This window comes from Variovorax sp. Varisp41 (assembly GCF_047325085.1).
Lineage (GTDB): Bacteria > Pseudomonadota > Gammaproteobacteria > Burkholderiales > Burkholderiaceae_C > Variovorax.
Window position 1 is genome coordinate 6,434,640 of record NZ_CP168540.1, and the last position, 16,386, is coordinate 6,451,025.

The 16,386-nt window shown below is 71.8% G+C and carries 17 protein-coding genes; 6 read left to right on the plus strand and 11 right to left on the minus strand.

What is annotated here, in order from left to right; all coding sequences use genetic code 11:
• Positions 1–31: 31 nt before the first annotated feature.
• Positions 32–616 (plus strand): NTP transferase domain-containing protein, encoded by a 585-nt coding sequence (locus tag ACEN9J_RS29770; RefSeq protein ID WP_296733785.1) that lies wholly within the window; start codon positions 32–34, stop codon positions 614–616.
• 7 nt (positions 617–623) lie between these two features.
• On the opposite strand, the gene ACEN9J_RS29775 is transcribed toward ACEN9J_RS29770, so the two are convergent.
• Positions 624–1,166, minus strand: a complete 543-nt coding sequence (locus ACEN9J_RS29775; RefSeq protein ID WP_057597176.1) for a superoxide dismutase family protein — start codon at positions 1,164–1,166, stop codon at positions 624–626.
• Positions 1,163–1,975 (minus strand): gamma-glutamylcyclotransferase, encoded by an 813-nt coding sequence (locus ACEN9J_RS29780; RefSeq protein ID WP_413762796.1) that lies wholly within the window; start codon positions 1,973–1,975, stop codon positions 1,163–1,165. Before ACEN9J_RS29780 ends, ACEN9J_RS29775 begins: the two co-directional genes overlap by 4 nt.
• A 69-nt stretch (positions 1,976–2,044) precedes the next feature.
• On the opposite strand from ACEN9J_RS29780, the gene ACEN9J_RS29785 reads away from it, so the two are divergent.
• The 4 genes from ACEN9J_RS29785 (at position 2,045) to ACEN9J_RS29800 (ending at position 6,033) form a co-directional block, all read left to right on the plus strand.
• Positions 2,045–2,599 (plus strand): OmpA family protein, encoded by a 555-nt coding sequence (locus ACEN9J_RS29785; protein WP_261214419.1) that lies wholly within the window; start codon positions 2,045–2,047, stop codon positions 2,597–2,599.
• Between the two features lie 218 nt (positions 2,600–2,817).
• Positions 2,818–4,656: a phosphogluconate dehydratase gene (gene edd / locus ACEN9J_RS29790; RefSeq protein ID WP_057597174.1), complete on the plus strand. Its 1,839-nt coding sequence runs from the start codon at positions 2,818–2,820 to the stop codon at positions 4,654–4,656.
• Positions 4,647–5,294, plus strand: coding sequence for a bifunctional 4-hydroxy-2-oxoglutarate aldolase/2-dehydro-3-deoxy-phosphogluconate aldolase (gene eda / locus ACEN9J_RS29795; protein WP_057597173.1), 648 nt, complete (start codon positions 4,647–4,649; stop codon positions 5,292–5,294). Before edd ends, eda begins: the two co-directional genes overlap by 10 nt.
• A 7-nt stretch (positions 5,295–5,301) precedes the next feature.
• A complete protein-coding gene (locus tag ACEN9J_RS29800) occupies positions 5,302–6,033 on the plus strand; it encodes a haloacid dehalogenase type II (protein WP_057597172.1) in 732 nt (243 codons plus the stop codon).
• Between the two features lie 60 nt (positions 6,034–6,093).
• Here ACEN9J_RS29800 and ACEN9J_RS29805 read toward each other — a convergent pair whose 3' ends face one another.
• From ACEN9J_RS29805 to ACEN9J_RS29840, 8 genes are all read right to left on the minus strand, one after another.
• Positions 6,094–8,289, minus strand: coding sequence for a gamma-glutamyltransferase family protein (locus ACEN9J_RS29805; protein WP_413762797.1), 2,196 nt, complete (start codon positions 8,287–8,289; stop codon positions 6,094–6,096).
• Between the two features lie 108 nt (positions 8,290–8,397).
• Positions 8,398–8,982, minus strand: a complete 585-nt coding sequence (locus tag ACEN9J_RS29810) for a DUF1697 domain-containing protein (protein ID WP_413762798.1) — start codon at positions 8,980–8,982, stop codon at positions 8,398–8,400.
• Positions 8,983–8,988: 6 nt separating this feature from the next.
• On the minus strand, positions 8,989–9,402 hold the full coding sequence (gene gloA / locus ACEN9J_RS29815) for a lactoylglutathione lyase (RefSeq protein WP_093340085.1): 414 nt from the start codon (positions 9,400–9,402) through the stop codon (positions 8,989–8,991).
• Positions 9,403–9,464: 62 nt separating this feature from the next.
• On the minus strand, positions 9,465–10,160 hold the full coding sequence (locus tag ACEN9J_RS29820; RefSeq protein ID WP_413762799.1) for a glutathione S-transferase family protein: 696 nt from the start codon (positions 10,158–10,160) through the stop codon (positions 9,465–9,467).
• Between the two features lie 97 nt (positions 10,161–10,257).
• A complete protein-coding gene (locus ACEN9J_RS29825; RefSeq protein WP_261214428.1) occupies positions 10,258–10,944 on the minus strand; it encodes an ABC transporter ATP-binding protein in 687 nt (228 codons plus the stop codon).
• On the minus strand, positions 10,941–12,653 hold the full coding sequence (locus ACEN9J_RS29830) for an ABC transporter permease (protein WP_413762800.1): 1,713 nt from the start codon (positions 12,651–12,653) through the stop codon (positions 10,941–10,943). Before ACEN9J_RS29830 ends, ACEN9J_RS29825 begins: the two co-directional genes overlap by 4 nt.
• 37 nt (positions 12,654–12,690) lie before the next feature.
• Positions 12,691–13,737: a Fe(3+) ABC transporter substrate-binding protein gene (locus tag ACEN9J_RS29835; RefSeq protein ID WP_413762801.1), complete on the minus strand. Its 1,047-nt coding sequence runs from the start codon at positions 13,735–13,737 to the stop codon at positions 12,691–12,693.
• Positions 13,738–13,861: 124 nt separating this feature from the next.
• Positions 13,862–14,761, minus strand: coding sequence for a LysR family transcriptional regulator (locus tag ACEN9J_RS29840; RefSeq protein ID WP_413762802.1), 900 nt, complete (start codon positions 14,759–14,761; stop codon positions 13,862–13,864).
• Positions 14,762–14,843: 82 nt separating this feature from the next.
• Here ACEN9J_RS29840 and argC point away from each other — a divergent pair, with 82 nt between their 5' ends.
• Positions 14,844–15,773, plus strand: a complete 930-nt coding sequence (argC, locus tag ACEN9J_RS29845) for an N-acetyl-gamma-glutamyl-phosphate reductase (RefSeq protein ID WP_413762803.1) — start codon at positions 14,844–14,846, stop codon at positions 15,771–15,773.
• A 27-nt stretch (positions 15,774–15,800) separates the two neighbouring features.
• Here the strand turns inward: argC and ACEN9J_RS29850 are convergent, their stop codons facing one another.
• The gene (locus ACEN9J_RS29850; protein WP_413762804.1) at positions 15,801–16,349 is read right to left on the minus strand and encodes a PaaI family thioesterase; all 549 of its coding nucleotides are present in this window, start codon (positions 16,347–16,349) and stop codon (positions 15,801–15,803) included.
• Positions 16,350–16,386 lie beyond the last annotated feature (37 nt).

Consider the following 16,386-nt stretch of genomic DNA (forward strand, 5'->3'; position numbering starts at 1 on the left):
CCGGCATTGTTGCCCAAGCGATACTCGCGCCGTGACCTCCCTCGCGAATCCCCCGACCGTGATCGTGCTGGCCTCGGGCCGCGGCGAGCGCTTCGTGGCCGCCGGCGGCAGCGGTTCCAAGCTGCGCGCGCCGCTGGCCGGCAAGCCGGTGCTCGAACGCACGCTCGACGCCGTGCGCGCGAGCGGCCTGCCCTGGCACGTGGAGGACGCGGGCCATCCGGGCATGGGCGATTCGATCGCGGCCGCGGTGCGCGCCACTTCGGGTGCGTCCGGCTGGCTGATCCTGCCGGGCGACCTGCCGCTGGTGCTGCCGCGGACGATGCAGGCGGTGGCGGCCGCGCTCGCGGGCGGGGCTCAGGCGGCGCAGCCCAGCTACCAGGGGGAGCGCGGGCATCCGGTGGGCTTTGCCGCCGGTTGCCAGGCGGCGCTCGCCGCGCTCGAGGGCAACTTCGGCGCGGCGCCCGTCCTGCGCGCGCTGCGCGCGGCGGGTTCGGTGGCCGACCTGCCGCTCGACGACGCCGGCGTCGTGACCGACATCGACACCCCCGATGCCCTGGCGCGCGCCGAGGCGCTGTGGCGCGCGCGCGAGGCGGCCGGCGCACCGCGCGCCGGCTGAACCCTTCTTACTTGCCGATCACCGCGCAGGCGATGCGCGGGCCCGAGTTGCCGGCCGGCTGGGTCGTGAAGTCGTCCTTGTCGCGGTGCACCACGAGGGCACGGCCGATCACGCTGTTGGCGGCGCCCGGCGTCAGCGAGATCGCATGGTTCTCGACGCTGAAGCGTGCCTCGCCGGCGCCGTTGGCCACCAGGCTCGGCAGTTCGCCCGCGTGGCTGCCCGGCGCGGCGAACTTGCCGTGCGTGCCGCCGCTGGGGTTGAAGTGGCCGCCCGAGGCATTGCCGTTGTCGCCGCAGTCGCCCTTCTCGTGGATGTGGAAGCCGTGCTCGGTGTTCGGCGGCAGGCCGCGCACGATGCCGGCCACGCGCACGCCATGCTCGAGCGCGGTGAAGGTGACGGTGCCCGTGGTCGGGTTCGGCGTGATCGCGCCGGTGGGCACCAGCTCGACGGTGGTGGCGGGCTTGCCGCCCAGCGTGCCGCAGGCGGCCAGCAGCGAGGCCGCGAGCACGGCGGTGGCGGCGCCGGCGAGGCGGCGGGAGGAGTTCTTCATTGTTGGTCCTTGTCGGGAGATCCGGAGGGTCCGGAAGGTTGAGAGGATTTCTTGTCGGAAGACCCTGCGACGTATACCGGAGGCGGCACCACATCGCAATCGGTCGGGGCCGGCGATGCAGTGTGCCCCGCCGATGTGTCGCCCGGCGGCACGGCCAGCGCCACCAGCCGCGCGAGCGCCGCGTCGTGGATCGCATGGCGGCGCAGCTCCTCGAGCGTCTGCTGCGCATAGTCGAGCGAGCTGCCGTAGCGGCCCACGGCATTCGCGAAGATGTGGCGGTAGCGCTCGTCGCTGAGCTCGCCCGTGAAGTTGGGGCTGCGCCGCGACAGCGTGAAGGCCAGCGCGCTCACCGGCCCCGAGGCCGTGGCGCAGCGCAGCCACTTGGGGTCGTACACGCCGGTGGGCATCTCGCGCAGCCAGAGCCGGCGCAGCGTGTCCAGGCCCTGCGCGGCCGGTACGCGGAACACCATGCCGCGCACGCTGCCGCCCGAGAGCAGGCCGAACACCAGGCCCGGGGTCTGCACGCTGCCGCGGTTGACGCGGCTCCACATCTTCAGCGCGCGGTGCCAGCCGCGCACCCAGGCCGGACGGCGCTCGATGAAATCGAACTCGGGCCGCCAGATCAGCGAGCCGTAGCCGAACAGCCAGAGGTCCTCGTGGCCGCCCCATTCGGCGATGGTGCGCTCGAGCATCGGCTGGGGATCGCGCAGCGGCTTGGGCAGCGGATCCAGACCCGGCGGCCCGGGATTGGGCGCCGGGTCCGAGCCCGAGGTGGGGCCAGCGCCTACAGTGTCGGGAGAAGGACCCATGCCTACAATTTCCTGATCATGGTTGACCACCCCATTATTTACCGGCCGCTTTCATCCTACGGAGCACGCGTGACGAACACCACCGACGACAGCCAGCAGAATTTCGCCCTCGGACTGCTCGCGATCCTGCTGGTGCTGATCGTCGGTGGCGTGATCGGCTTCGCGGCGTGGCACAAGACGCCCGCCCGGGCGTCCGCGACTGCGCAGACCGCCATCACGGTGCCGGCCGCGGCGCCAGCCACCCAGACCACGGTGGCCGAGGTCACCGAGACGGTCACCGTCACGATCCCCGACGGCGCCAGCATCCGCGTCGCCAACGGCGTGGTGAACTTCTACTTCGCCACCGGCAGCGCCGACCTCGCGCCCGGCGCGGCGGAAGCGCTGGCCGCGGTCATCAAGGGCGTGGAGGCCGGCCGCAAGGCGGTGGTCTCGGGCTTCCACGACACCACCGGCGATGCGGCGGTCAACGAACAGCTCGCCAAGAAGCGTGCCGAGACGGTGCGCGACGTGCTCGTCGGCCTCGGCGTGCCGGCCGACAGGATCGACCTGCTGCGCCCGCCCGTCACGGCCGGCAGCGGCAACGACGCGCAGGCGCGCCGGGTCGAGGTCAAGCTGCTCGATTGATTCGAGGCCGCCGCGGCGCGCGGAATGCGCCGCCACGCGGGCGCGCGCGCGCCCGCGTCCGGGTGTTTTGCAAGCATCCGTATCCGGGCGTGGATTCGTATTGGCACGGTGCCCGATTTCCATCGAGGCCTGGCGTCGTCCTTGCTACGATGAACCCATCTCGAGGTCGCCCACGCGACAGTGGCGACCCCATCGGCAGAGCCACCGACAACATCCCCATGAGCAGCACACACCCCACCGTCCTCGACGTCACCGATCGCATCCGCGATCGCAGCAAGGCGCAGCGCGGCGCCTACCTCGCGCGCCTCGCCGAACTGCGCCAGCGCGACCGCGGCTCCGACCGCATGGGCTGCGCCAACGTGGCGCATGCCGTGGCCGGCATCCCGGCCAACGACAAGTTCCGCGTGGTCGCCGAGCGCGCGCCCAACATCGGCATCGTCACCGCCTACAACGACATGCTCTCGGCCCATGCGCCGTACCAGGGCTATCCCGACATCATCAAGCACGAGGCGCGCCGCCTCGGCGCCACCGCGCAGGTGGCCGGCGGCGTGCCCGCCATGTGCGACGGCGTGACGCAGGGCACGCCCGGCATGGAGCTGAGCCTGTTCAGCCGCGACCTGATCGCGATGAGCACCGCGGTCGCGCTCACGCACGACATGTTCGATGCCGCGCTGATGCTCGGCGTGTGCGACAAGATCGTGCCGGGCCTGCTGATCGGCGCGCTGCACTTCGGCCACCTGCCCACCGTGTTCGTGCCCGCGGGGCCGATGCCCTCGGGCCTGTCGAACAACGCGAAGTCGAAGGTGCGCGAGCAGGCCGCGCAGGGGCTCGTGGGCCGTCAGGGCCTGCTCGAGGCCGAGATGGCCGCCTATCACACGCTCGGCACCTGCACCTTCTACGGCACCGCCAACAGCAACCAGATGCTGCTCGAGGCCATGGGCCTGCACGTGCCCGGCACGGCCTTCGTGCAGCCCGGCGACGCGATGCGCGAGACGCTCACGCGCGAGGCGGTGCGCACGGTACTGGGCAAGGCCGGCGAAGCCGCCTTCCAGTGCCCGCCGATCGGCGAGATGGTCGACGAGCGCTGCATCGTCAATGCCATGGCCGCGCTGCTCGCGACCGGCGGCTCCACCAACCACCTGATCCACTGGGTGGCCGTGGCGCGCGCCGCGGGCATCGTGATCGACTGGGACGATTTCTCGAAGCTGTCGGACGTGGTGCCGCTGCTCACGCGCGTGTACCCCAACGGTAGCGCCGACGTGAACGAGTTCCAGGCCTCGGGCGGTCCCGGCTTCGTGATCGGCGAGCTGGTCGAGGCCGGCCTGATGCATGCAGACGTGCTGACGGTGCGCTCGGGCGGCATCCGCGAATTCGCCGGCGTGCCGTCGCTCGAGGGCGAGGCCGATGCCAGGCGCCTGCGCTGGACGCCGGCCGCCGCGCTGCAGAACGATGCCGTCACTCGGCCCGCCGCCGCGCCCTTCAGCGCCACCGGCGGACTGAAGCTGCTGAGCGGCAACCTGGGCCGCAGCGTGATCAAGGTCTCGTCGGTGCCCGACGACCGCCATGTGGTCGAGGCGCCCGCGCGGGTCTTCGATTCGCAGGCCGCGCTGCAGAAGGCCTTCACGGCCGGCGAGCTCGAGCGCGACGTGGTCTGCGTGGTGCGCTGGCAGGGCCCGCAGGCCAACGGCATGCCCGAGCTGCACAAGCTCACGCCGCCGCTGTCGGTGCTGCAGGGCAAGGGATTCCGCGTGGCGCTGGTCACCGACGGCCGCATGAGCGGCGCCTCGGGCAAGATACCGGCCGCCATCCACGTGTCGCCCGAGGCGGCCGCGGGCGGGCCGCTGGCCAAGGTGCGCGACGGCGACGTCATACGCCTGGATGCCGTCGCGGGTACGCTCGAGGTCCTGCTGCCCGCCGACGAGTGGGCCGAGCGCGAGGCCGCGACGCTGTCGGAGGCCCAGCGCTTCGCCGATGGCCATGGCCTGGGGCGCGAACTGTTCGCCGGCATGCGGCGCAATGCATTGACTGCTGAAGAAGGAGCCTGCTCATGGCTGTAAACGACAAGAACGCACTGACTGCCCTCGACGTGATGCGCGACGCGCCGGTGATCCCGGTGATCGTGCTCAACGACGTGAAGCACGCCGTGCCGCTCGCGCGCGCGCTGGTCGCCGGCGGCATTCGCATGCTCGAGGTGACGCTGCGCACGCCGCAGGCGCTCGAGTGCATCGAGATCATCGCCAGGGAAGTGCCCGAGGCCGTCGCCGGCGCGGGCACCATCCGCAGCGCGGCCGATGCCCAGGCCTCGGCGCTGGCCGGCGCGAAGTTCGGCGTGAGCCCGGGCTACACGCGCGCGGTCGGCAAGGCCTGCCACGACCTCGGCCTGCCGCTGCTGCCCGGCGTGGCCACCGGCAGCGAGATCATGTCGGCGCAGGAGGACGGCTACACCCAGCTCAAGTTCTTCCCCGCGCTGCAGGCCGGCGGCCTGCCGATGCTCAAGGCCTGGCAGGGCCCGTTCGGCGACGTCGTCTTCTGCCCCACGGGCGGCATCCATGCGGGCAACGCGGCCGAGTTCCTCGCGCTGTCGAACGTGGCCTGCGTGGGCGGCTCGTGGATCGTGCCGACCGACGCCATCCGCGACGGCGACTGGGCCCGCATCGAACAGCTCGCGCGCGCCGCGAGCCAGCTTTCGCGCTGAGGCCGCCATGGGCAACGCGGATTTCGACGCCAGCGACCTCAAGGTCGTGGCCTTCGACGTCTTCGGCACCGTGGTCGACTGGCACAGCGGCATCGCCGCCGAGGCCGAGCAGGCCCTGCCGGGCGTCGACGGCGCGACCTTCGCGCTGGCCTGGCGCGCCGGCTACCAGCCCGCGATGAAGCAGGTGATGGAACGCATCGCCGCGGGCGAGGGCGGCTTCACCCTGCTCGACGAACTGCACCTGAGCATGCTCGAGCAGGTGCTGCGCGACTTCGGCCTCAGCGACCGCCTCGATGCCGCCGCGCGGCGCGAGCTCAGCCGCGCCTGGCACCGGCTGCCGGCCTGGCCCGATGCGGTGGAAGGGCTCACGCGCCTGAAGCGCAAGTTCACCATCTGCTCGCTGTCGAACGGCAACATCGGCCTCTTGACCGAGATGGCCAAGCGCGCGGGCCTGCCCTGGGACTGCATCCTGTCGGCCGAGGTCTTCAAGGCCTACAAGCCCGACCCGCGCACCTACCTCGGCGTGGCCGGCGTGTTCGACGCCACGCCGGGCCAGGTGATGCTGGCCGCCGCGCACCACGACGACCTCGCGGCCGCGCGCGCCTGCGGCCTCAAGACCGGCTACATCGAGCGGCCCTTCGAGTTCGGCCGCGCGCAGCCCAAGGACGTGACGCCGGTGGCTGGCAACAACCTGCATGCGCGCGACATCCTGCAGCTGGCCGAGTTGCTCGGCTGCTGATCCGCGCCCCATGAAAAAGCCTGGCACCGCCAGGCTTTTCTTCGTGCGCGCGACGCGGGCTCAGTAGCCGAAGGCCGCGCCCGAGCGCCGGTTGTCGGCCGCGCCGCTGTAGACCGCGCGGCCGTTCGCGTCGCGCGTCACCGCGATGCCGCTGAGGCCGCTGAGCAGTCCGGTCACGAGCAGGTTGTCGCTGCCGTAGCCATAGTTCGCGCGCAGGCCGTCGGCCAGCGGCGCCAGCGCCGAGCCGGCCTCGAGTTCGGCCACGCCGTTCTGGCCCGTGAAGTTGGGCGCGTTGATCGCGGCCTGCAGGTCGAGGCCGTAGACCACGTGGCCCATGAAGGTCTTGACGATGTAGTCGGGGATCGGGCCGCCGCCCGCCGACCCCCAGACCAGCCGCAGCCGGCCCTCGGCATCGAAGGCGATCGCGGGCGCGATCGAGGTGCGCGGCCGCTTCGTGCCCTGGTAGCCGTTGACGTCCGAGCCCGTGCTCGGCGGCGCGCTCGAGCCGGCCGAGAAGTTCGACATCACGTCGTTGAGCATGATGCCCGCCGCCTCGAGGTGCGCGCCCCAGTGCGTGTTGGTCGTGGTCGTCATCGACAGCGCATTGCCGTAGCCATCGACCACCGCCACGTTGCTGGTGGTGTTCCAGTCCTCGTCGCGTGCCGTGGGGCGAGCCTGCGCCAGCCGCGTGGCCGGCGCGGCGGCGCGCGCCTTGCCGAGCGCGGCCATGGTGTCGTAGCCCGCCGGGTCAGCCGCCACGAAGCTGCCGATGTTGCCCGCGGGTGCGGTGTCGAAGGCCTTGTCGCCGATCTGCGCCGCGCGGCGGTCGAGCTCGGCCTCGCTCAGCAGCACCGAGGCGCGCGCGTTGACGTTCGACCATGCGGGGTCGCCGATCACGGCGCGCCGGTCGACGTTGGCGAGCCGGCTCGCCTCCGCGGCGTAGTAGACGAAGCGCGGCGTGTCGAGCGCCTTCTCGTCCTGCAGCTTCTTGCGCTCGAGGATGCCGAGCGAATAGAGCGTGACGAAGCCGCCGAACGAGGGCGCGGGCTGGGTGTAGATCGTGGTGCCGAAGCGCGTGCCCACCAGCGGCTTGCGCTCCACCGCCCGGTAGGCCGCGAAGTCGGCCGGCTGCATCAGGCTCGGGATCGAGGCGATGGTGGTCGCCACCGCCGGCTTGGCGGGCGTGCCCGCGGTCGGCAGGACCGAGCGGCAGGGCAGGCTGCCGGTGGTGGTGCGCTCCACGATCGCCTGCACCGTGGGCCGGGCCGGATCGTAGAAGGCCGCGGCGCCGCCGTCGCGCACCAGCTTCATGGTCTGCGCGAGCTCGGGATTCCTGATGAGCGTGCCGATCGGCAGCGGCTTCTGCATCGTGGCATCGGCCGGGTCGCAGTAGCGCTTCGCGATGTCGGGGTACTTGCAGCGCGCGGCGCCGCGCACCGTGCCGGCCGAGTTGACCCAGGCCGGGACGCCGCTGCCGGCGGCCACCGGGTTGCCGTCGTCGTCGAACTCGGCGCTGTCGGCGTAGAGCGTGGCGTACATGTACTTCGTCATCGGGAAGCCGTTCTCGGCCAGCGCGATCGCGTCGTCCCACAGGGCGTTCCAGGCCTTGCGACCGTACGCGCGGTGCACCAGGTCGAGCACCGCCACCGTGCCGGGAATGCCGACCGCGCGCGCCGAGATGTTGGTGTTGCCCTGCTGCGAGGAGATGCTCGCGCCGGCCGCGAGGCCGCTCTTGCAGACGTTGTAGGGCGCGGCGCTCGACACGTCCTGCGCCACGGCCTGGTAGAGCGTGGTCGCGCCGCCGGTGGCCGCGGGCGCGGCCGAGAGGCCGTCGAAGGTGCGCACGGCCCGGGTGGCCGCGTCGTAGTAGGTGACCAGGGTGCCGCCGCCGAGGCCCGAGGCGAAGGGCTCGGCCGTGCCGAGCACCGCCTGCACCGCGATGGCCGCGTCGATCGCGCTGCCGCCGGTCGCCAGCACCTTGCAGCCGGCCTTCGAGGCTTCGTAGTGGGCCGAGGTCACCATCAGGCTGGTGCCGCTGATGCCGGCCGTCTGGCCGTGCGGCGTGCCGGCCTGCTGCACGCACAGCGCGGGATCGAAGCGCGCGCCGGGCGGGGCCGGTGGTGGCGCCGCCGGCGGCGGTGGTGCGCTGCCGATGGGAAGCGGGGCGAAGCCGCCGCCGGAGCCGCCGCCGCAGGCGGAAAGCGCTGCCGCGGTCACGGCGAGCATGGCTGTTGGAATGATTCTGGAGATGTGCATCGTGGCGCTCGAATGAAAAAGGCCGACGCGTCGGTCGGCCTTTCAATCTATTGCAAATCCCGTGCCTTGCGCAGGGGCAGTTCCCCGCATGCGGCGGCCCCGGCCGGCTCAAGCTGCCAGCAGCTTCTCGACCGTGCGCAGGTTGCGCGTGGTGGTGCTCGACTTGTAGCGCGTCTTCGCGAGCAGCTTCGCCACCGGCGTGTCGGTGCTTTCGCCGCGCGGCAGCTCCCAATAGAGCACGCCGTCGCCGCGCTGCAGCCGGTCGGTGTACGTCTCGAGTTCCTCGGCCTTGGCCATCACCTCGTCGAGCATCGCCGGATCGGAGCCGAACACGATGTACGGATGGCGCTCCTCGTCGACGCGCTCGAAGGGATAGCCCGCGGCCATGCGCGCCACCGTGGCCTGTGCGAGCAACACGATCCAGGCCTCGTAGCCGAAGCGCTCGCGCAGCGCCTGCTCGATGCGCTGGCGCAGCGCGGCGGTGTCGGTCTCCTCGGTGTCGAACAGCACGTTGCCGCTCGCGAGCACGGTGCGCACCGCGCCGAAGCCGAGCTCGACGAACAGCGCTTGCAGCTCGGCGCTGCGGATCGTGATGCCGTTGACGTTGACGCCGCGCAGCAGCGCGACGTGGCGCACGGCCTTGGCACCGGCCTTTTTCGCGGCCGGCTTCTTCTTCGCGGCACCCGTGGCCATCGCCGATCAGCGCAATCCGCCGCCGGCCGCCTGTTCGGCGCGCTGGATCAATTCGATCTTGTAGCCGTCGGGATCGGTCACGAACGCGATCACCGTGGTGCCGCCCTTCACGGGGCCGGCTTCGCGCGTGACGTTGCCGCCCGCGGCCTTGATCTTCTCGCAGGCGGCGTAGGCATCGGGCACGCCGAGCGCGATGTGGCCGTAGGCGGTGCCGAGCTCGTAGCTCTCGGTGCCCCAGTTGTAGGTGAGCTCGATCTCGGCCTGGCCGGGGTTGCCCTCGTCGTAGCCGACGAATGCCAGGCTGTACTTGTACTCGGGGTTCTCGGAGGTGCGCAGCAGGTTCATGCCCAGCACCTTCGTGTAGAAGTCGATCGAGCGCTGCAGGTTGCCGACGCGCAGCATGGTGTGGAGGAGTCTCATCGCGTGGAGTCCGTGGGTGTTGTCGTGGGGAGCCCGCTATTGTCGGTCTCCCGGCGCCCCGATCAAGCCGCTCGGACTTCCTCGGCGCGCGTGAGCAGCAGCGATTCGTGCTTGCGCAGGAAGTCCATCAGGTGCTCGGGGTACTCGGGCACCACCGCCGCGCGCACGCTGGGCCGCGCGGCCAGCGCCCGGCGCCAGGCATCGACGCGTGGCAGGGCGTCGAAGAGCTTCGAGTCGACGAGGCGGTCGAACACCTCGAAGTAGCGGAACACCGGCGCGAACACCGCGTCGACCAGGCTGAAGCGCTCGCCCGCGAAGAAGGGGCCGGCGCCGAGCGCCGCCTCGACGCGCGCGAACTTGTCGGCCAGGGCCTGGCGCTTCTGCGCGAACACCTCGGCGTCCTTGGTGGTCTCGTAGCCCCAGAGGTCGGCCAGGATGGCCGAGCCGAACTCCATCCAGGCGCGGTGCTCGGCGCGTGCGAGCGGATCCTCGGGATGCAGCCGCGCGCCGGGCTGGGTCTCCTCGAGGTATTCGCAGATCACGTTGCTCTCGAACAGCACGGTCTCGCCGCCGTCGGGCCGTTGCACGCGCAGCAGCGGCACCTTGCCCAGCGGCGAGATCGCGAGGAACCAGTCGGGCTTGGCCGAGAGGTCGATCACGACGCGCTCGAAGGCGACGCCCTTTTCGTGCAGCGCGATCGCGGCGCGTTGCACGTAGGGGCACAGCAGGTGGCTGACGAGGGTGAGGGGCTGGGACATGGGCGCTCCGGATGAATCGGTGGGGCCGGATTCTTCCGGGGGCGAACAACCTTTTCCCGAAAAGCCCATTCGGCAAAAGCGCGTCTTGTGCTAAGCCTCAGCGGGCCGAGGTCTCGATCCAGCGCGTGATGCGGCCCCCATGCATCACGCCGATGCGGTCGGCCATGGCCTGCGCCTCGGCCTCGTTGTGGGTCACGAGGATCGCGGTCTGGCCGGCCTGGCGCAGGATCGCGCGTACCTCCACCGTGAGCCGTTCGCGCGTGGCGCCGTCGAGGTTGGAGAAGGGCTCGTCGAGCAGCAGCAGCGCCGGCGCGGGCGCGAGCGCGCGGGCCAGCGCGATGCGCTGCTGCTGGCCGCCCGAGAGCTCGTGCGGATAGCGCTCCCCGGCCTCGGCCAGCCCGACCAGCGCCAGCATCTCGGCCACGCGCGACTGCTGTCGAGCGCGCGGCAGCCGGCGCAGGCCGAAGGCGATGTTGCGCGCCGCGTCGAGGTGCGGGAACAGCGCGTACTCCTGGAACATCATGCCCACGCGCCGCGCCTCGGGCGGCAGGTGCTGCCGCGCCGAGGACAGCGTGCGCTCGCCGAGCCGGATCTCGCCCGCGCGCAGCGGCTCGAAGCCTGCGATGGCGCGCAACACCGTGGTCTTGCCGCAGCCCGAGGGCCCGAACAAGCAGGCGATCTCGCCGGCCGCGAGCGCGAGCGAGAAGCCGTCGACCACGACGTGCGGGCCGCGCGGCGTGTCGTAGGCGAGGCGGAGGGCGTCGATGTGCAGGTTGGCGCTCATGGCGTGGCGGAGGATACGGGCAGGGGATCGGCCGCGTGCGCGGCCGCGAGCTGGCTGCGCGCCAGCAGCATCACGGGCAGCAGGCCGGCCGCCACGATCAGCAGCGCCGCGATCGCGCCTTCCTCGTAGGTGCCGCGCGCGGCCTCGGCATAGAGCCAGGTCGCGAGGGTGTCGAAGTTGGCGGGCCGCAGCAGCAGGGTGGCGGGCAGTTCCTTCATCGCGTCGACGAAGACCAGCAGCGCGCCGGCGGCGATCGAGGGCTGCAGCAGCGGCAGGTGCACGCGCCGCAGCGCGCCGAGGGCGGTCTCGCCGAGCAGGCGCGCGGCCTGCTCGATGGCCGGCGGAATGCGCGCCAGGCCGGCCTCGATGCTGCCGATCGGCATCGCGAGGAAGCGGATGGTGCAGGCCACCACCAGCACCACGCCCGCGCCCATCAGCGGCAGGCCCTGCCAGCCGAACGCGGTGGCGAGCGCGGCATCGAAGGCCAGCGCCGGCGTGAGCAGGCCGATGGCCAGCACGGTGCCCGGCACCGCATAGCCCAGCGTGGCCACGCGCGCGGGCCAGCGGCCGCGCCGCGCGGCGCCGCCCTGGCCGCCCGGGTTGCGCGCGGCCCAGGCCACCAGCAGCCCGGCCGCCACCGCGGCCGCCGTGACGCCGGCCGCCAGCGCGATGGTGTTGGCCAGGCTGGCGAGCAGCCCGTGCGAGATGCCGCCACCCTGGCGCAGCCGCTTGGCGCTTTCCCAGACCAGGTAGAGCGCCGGCGCGACGAAGCCGATCAGCACCGGCAGCGAGGCCGCCGCCGTGGCGGCCCAGGCCATGGCGCCGCGCAGCGGCCGCGGCTGCAGCGCGCGCATGCGCTGCGCCGAGCCGTAGCGCTGATGGCGCCGGCCGTTGCGTTCGAGCCAGACCAGCGCGATCACCATGGCGAGCATGGCGCAGGCGATCTGCGCCGCGCCCGCGAGGTCGGAGCGCGTGATCCAGGTCGTGTAGACGGCCACGGTGAGCGTCTGCACGCCGAGGAATTCGGAAGCCCCGATGTCGTTGAGCGTCTCGAGCAGCGCCAGGCTCAGGCCCACGGCCAGCGCCGGGCGCGCCAGCGGCAGCGCGACGCGGAAGAAGGCGCCGCGCCGGTTCTCGCCGAGCATGCGCGCGGCCTCCATCAGGTGCGCGGGCTGGCTCATGAACATCGCGCGCGCCGTCATGTAGACGTAGGGATAGAGCACGAAGCCCAGCACGAAGACCGCGCCGCCCATCGAGCGCAGGTCGGGCAGGCGGAACTGGCGCGGGCTGTCGTAGCCCAGCAGCCAGCGGATCGCGCCCTGCACCGGGCCGATGGGATGCAGCAGGTCGAGGTAGGCGAAGGCGACGATGTAGGTCGGCATCGCCAGCGGCAGCAGCAGCGCCCAGTGCAGCACGCGCCGGCCCGGGAAGTCGCAGGCCGTGACCAGCCAGGCGCAACCGGTGCCCACGATCAGCACCAGCAGGCCGACGCCCGCCAGCAGCATGGCCGTGTTGAGCGTGGCCTGCGGCAGCACATGGGCGAACAGCGATTGCCAGTGCGCGAAGCCCTGGGCGCCGGGCCCGAGCGCGAGCCACAGCAAGGCGAGCACCGGCGCGAGCACGCCGGCCGCCACGAGGAACGCGGCCCCGCGCCACAGCGGGCCCACCGCCTGCAGCGTCCGGGGGCCGCGCGAGGCCCTCATCAGCATGCGGATGCCCTGGACTCAGGGCACCCGGCGGTGCACCTCACTGGTCGAAGCCGACCTTGTCGACCAGCGCGCTGGCCTGCTTGCGGTATTTGGCGATCTCGGTCAGCGGCAGCGGATCGACCTTCAGCTCGCCGATGGTCTGGCCGATGATCGGGTCGAGCGCGACGCCCTTGCGCACCGGGTATTCGTAGTTGGCGTCGGCATAGAGGGCCTGCGCCGGCTCGGACACCAGGAATTCGAGCAGCTTGACCGCGTTGGCGCGCTGCGGCGCGTTCTTCGCCACAGCCGCGCCGCTGATGTTGACGTGCGTGCCGCCGCTCTTGGCGAAGGTCGGGCGCACCACCTTGATGGCATCGCCCCACTTGCGCGCGTCGGTGCCTTCCTTGGCGCTCTTCATCTGGCCCACGTAGTAGGAGTTGGCCAGGCCCACGTCGCAGATGCCGCCGAGGATGTCGCGCGCCACGTCGCGGTCGCCGCCGGTGGCCTTGCGCGCCAGGTTGGCCTTCACGCCGCGCAGCCACTGCTCGGCCTTGGCTTCGCCGTCGTGCGCGATCAGCGAGGCCACCAGCGCGGTGTTGTAGGGATGCTGGCCGGCGCGGATGCAGACCTTGCCCTTCCACTTGGGATTGGCGAGGTCCTCGTAGCGGAAATTGGTGAGCGGCTGCGCCTTGTCGGCGTAGAGCACGCGTGCGCGCATCGAGAGCGCGAACCACTGGCCGTCGGCGCCGCGCAGGTTGGCGGGAATCGCCGATTCGAGCGCGGCCGACTTCACGGGCTGCGTGACGCCGCCGTCGACCAGGTCGACCAGGTTGCCGATGTCCACCGTCATCAGCACGTCGGCCGGCGAGCGCGCGCCCTCGGCCTTCACGCGCTCGAGCAGGCCGTCCTTCACGAACACCGTGTTGACCTTGATATTGCTCTGCGCGCTGAAGGCCGCGATCAGCGGCTGGATCAGCGCCGGCTCGCGCGTGGTGTAGAGCGTGAGCTCTTCCGCCGCATGCGCGGGCAGGGCGGCGAGGGCGAGCCAGGCGCCGGTGGCGCCGATCAGGGCGTGTGCTGCGCGCGCGCCGATGCGTTGGGTCATGAGGGGATCCTCCAGGTCGGTGATGTGTTCTCGGGGCGATGCGGCGGCCGGCCTGCGGCGCCGATGCGAACGATTATCAACAGAGAGGGTGGGCGCGCGTCGTTTGGACTTACAAGCCGCAGGCCTACTCGCCCGGGCCGCCGCGACCCTTCGACGCCTGCAGGACCTCGAGCACGAAGCGCGTCGGGCCACCGACGTCGCGGTCGCCGACCGCGAGGCCCAACTGCCGCCACAGCGCCGGGCTCAGCGGCCGGACCGCGACGCGCGGATCGGGCGCGCGCCCGTCCGCTTCCTCGGGCAGCAGGGCCGCGCCATAGCCCGCGGCCACCAGCGTGCGGATCGCATCGTTGTAGTTGAGCTCGATGCGCGGCCGGCAATGCACGCCGGCCGCCGAGAACCATTCGGCCGTCTGCCGGTAGAGCCGCGTGGAGGCGTCGTTCATGATCAGCGGCCGATCGGCCAGCCACTGCGGCGTGAGGCGCTTCGGCGCCTTCCAGGCCGCCGGCAGGAAAGCGAGCACGGCCTCGCGCCGCAGCGGCGTGACATGCACGCCGCGCACCGGCGGCTGCGGCAGTGCCACCACCGCGAGGTCGAGGCTGCCCGCGGCGAGCCGCGCCATGCTGTCGTTGGAGGTCAGCACCTGCACGTTGACCTCGATGCCCGGATGGTCGCGCGCCAGTCGTTCGAGCGCGGGCGGCAGCAGGTGCGCGATCGCGCCCGTCGAGGCGCCCACGCGCACGCGGCCCGTCTGCCCCGCGAGCTGGCGCCGCACGTCCTCCACGGCGTCGTCGGCATCGGCCAGCAGCCGGCGGGCGCGCGCGATGAAGCGCTCGCCCAGGGCCGTCGGCTGCGCGGGCCCGCGCCCGCGAACCAGCAGCTGGCCGCCGAGGCGCGATTCGAGTTCCGCGATCTGCACCGTGACGGTGGGGGCCGCCAGGTGCAGCGCGCGCGCCGCATTGGCCAGCGACCCGAGATCGGCGATGGCGACCAGGGTGCGCAGATGGTCGAGGCTCAGTTCCCGCATCGCGCCAATTTATCTTTTTTGAATCCGGAGTTCCATATATTTAGCTGGAGCCATCGCGGCTCCCTCCCTACGATCGTGCTCCATGGACCTCCACCTCTTCATCGACGGCGATCAGGGCACCACCGGCCTCGATCTGCAGAACCGGCTGCGCGGCGGGGAATTCCGCATCCGCACCCTGCCCACCCACCTGCGCAAGGACCCGGCCGCGCGCCGTGCCGCGCTCAACGAGGCCGACATCGCGATCCTGTGCCTGCCCGATGCCGCGGCGCGCGACGCGGTGGCGATGATCGAGAACCCGTCGGTGCGCGTCATCGATGCGAGCTCGGCGCATCGCACCAGCCCCGGCTGGGTCTACGGCTTGCCGGAGCTGGCCGCGGGGCAGGGCGAACGCATCGCCTCGGCATCGCGGGTCACGAATCCCGGCTGCTATCCCACGGCCGCGATCGCGCTGCTGCGGCCGCTGACGGACGCGGGTCTGCTGCCCGCCGACTATCCGCTGGTCATCCACGCCGTCTCGGGCTATTCGGGCCAGGGCAGGGCGGGTGCCGAAGCGCACGAGGCCGGCGCTGGCGCGCATTCATTGACGGTCTATGGGTTGGGGCTCGAACACAAGCACGTGCCGGAGATCGAGGCCTACGCCGGCCTGTCGCAGCGGCCCCTCTTCGTGCCGGCCTATGGCAGCTATCGGCAGGGGATCGTGCTGACGATCGGGCTGCATGCGCGGCTGCTTCCCGCCGGCGTGTCGGGTGCGCGCATCCATGAGTGCCTGGCCGAGCGCTATCTGGACGCGGCGCATGTGCGGGTGCTGCCGCTGTCTACCGATGCACCCTTGACCGAGCTGGATCCGCGGATCCACAACGGCACGAACGACATGAGCCTCGCGGTGGCTTTCAACGAGCGCACGGGGCAGGTCGTGTTGAGCGCGGTGCTCGACAACCTGGGCAAGGGGGCCGCGGGGGCGGCCGTGCAGAACCTGCGGTTGATGGCGGGGGCGCTGGCGCCCGCGCTGTAGGGCCGGCGACCGCCCGGGCCCCGAAGCTCAGCGTCCCGCGGGAATCTCGAACACGAAGCAGGTCGTCGTGGCATGCGCGTACAGCGTGCCATCGGCGCCCACCAGCCGCGCTTCCGCCGTCGCGAGCTGTCGCCCGCAGTGGATCACCTTGCCCTCGGCGCGCACGCGCTGCACCTTGGGCGTGAGGCCCTTCACGTAGTTCACGCCGAGCTCGGCCGTGGTGTAGCTGCGCCCGGGCGGCATCATCGTGTGGACCGAGCAGCCCAGTGCCGAGTCGAGCAGGGTGGCGACCCAGCCGCCGTGGATGGTGCCCAGCGGGTTCAGGTGCTGCGGCAACGGGGTGCCCTGGAAGATCGCGACGCCGGGGCTGACCGAGATGACGGTGAAGTCCAGCGTCTTGGCGATGGCGGCATAGGGGATGTCGCCGCGCAGCATGGCCTGCATGATTTCCAGGCCGGTCTTGCCGCTCACTTGCTCGGGGCGGGCCACGCCGGGGCCCGGGCCGGCTTCGAGCCTCGTGATGATGTCCCGCTCCTCGGCAAGCCAGGTCTCGAGCAGGTTCTGGGATTCGGTCATGCGGTCATTCCTTCAATTGGTTGCATATGCAATAGTT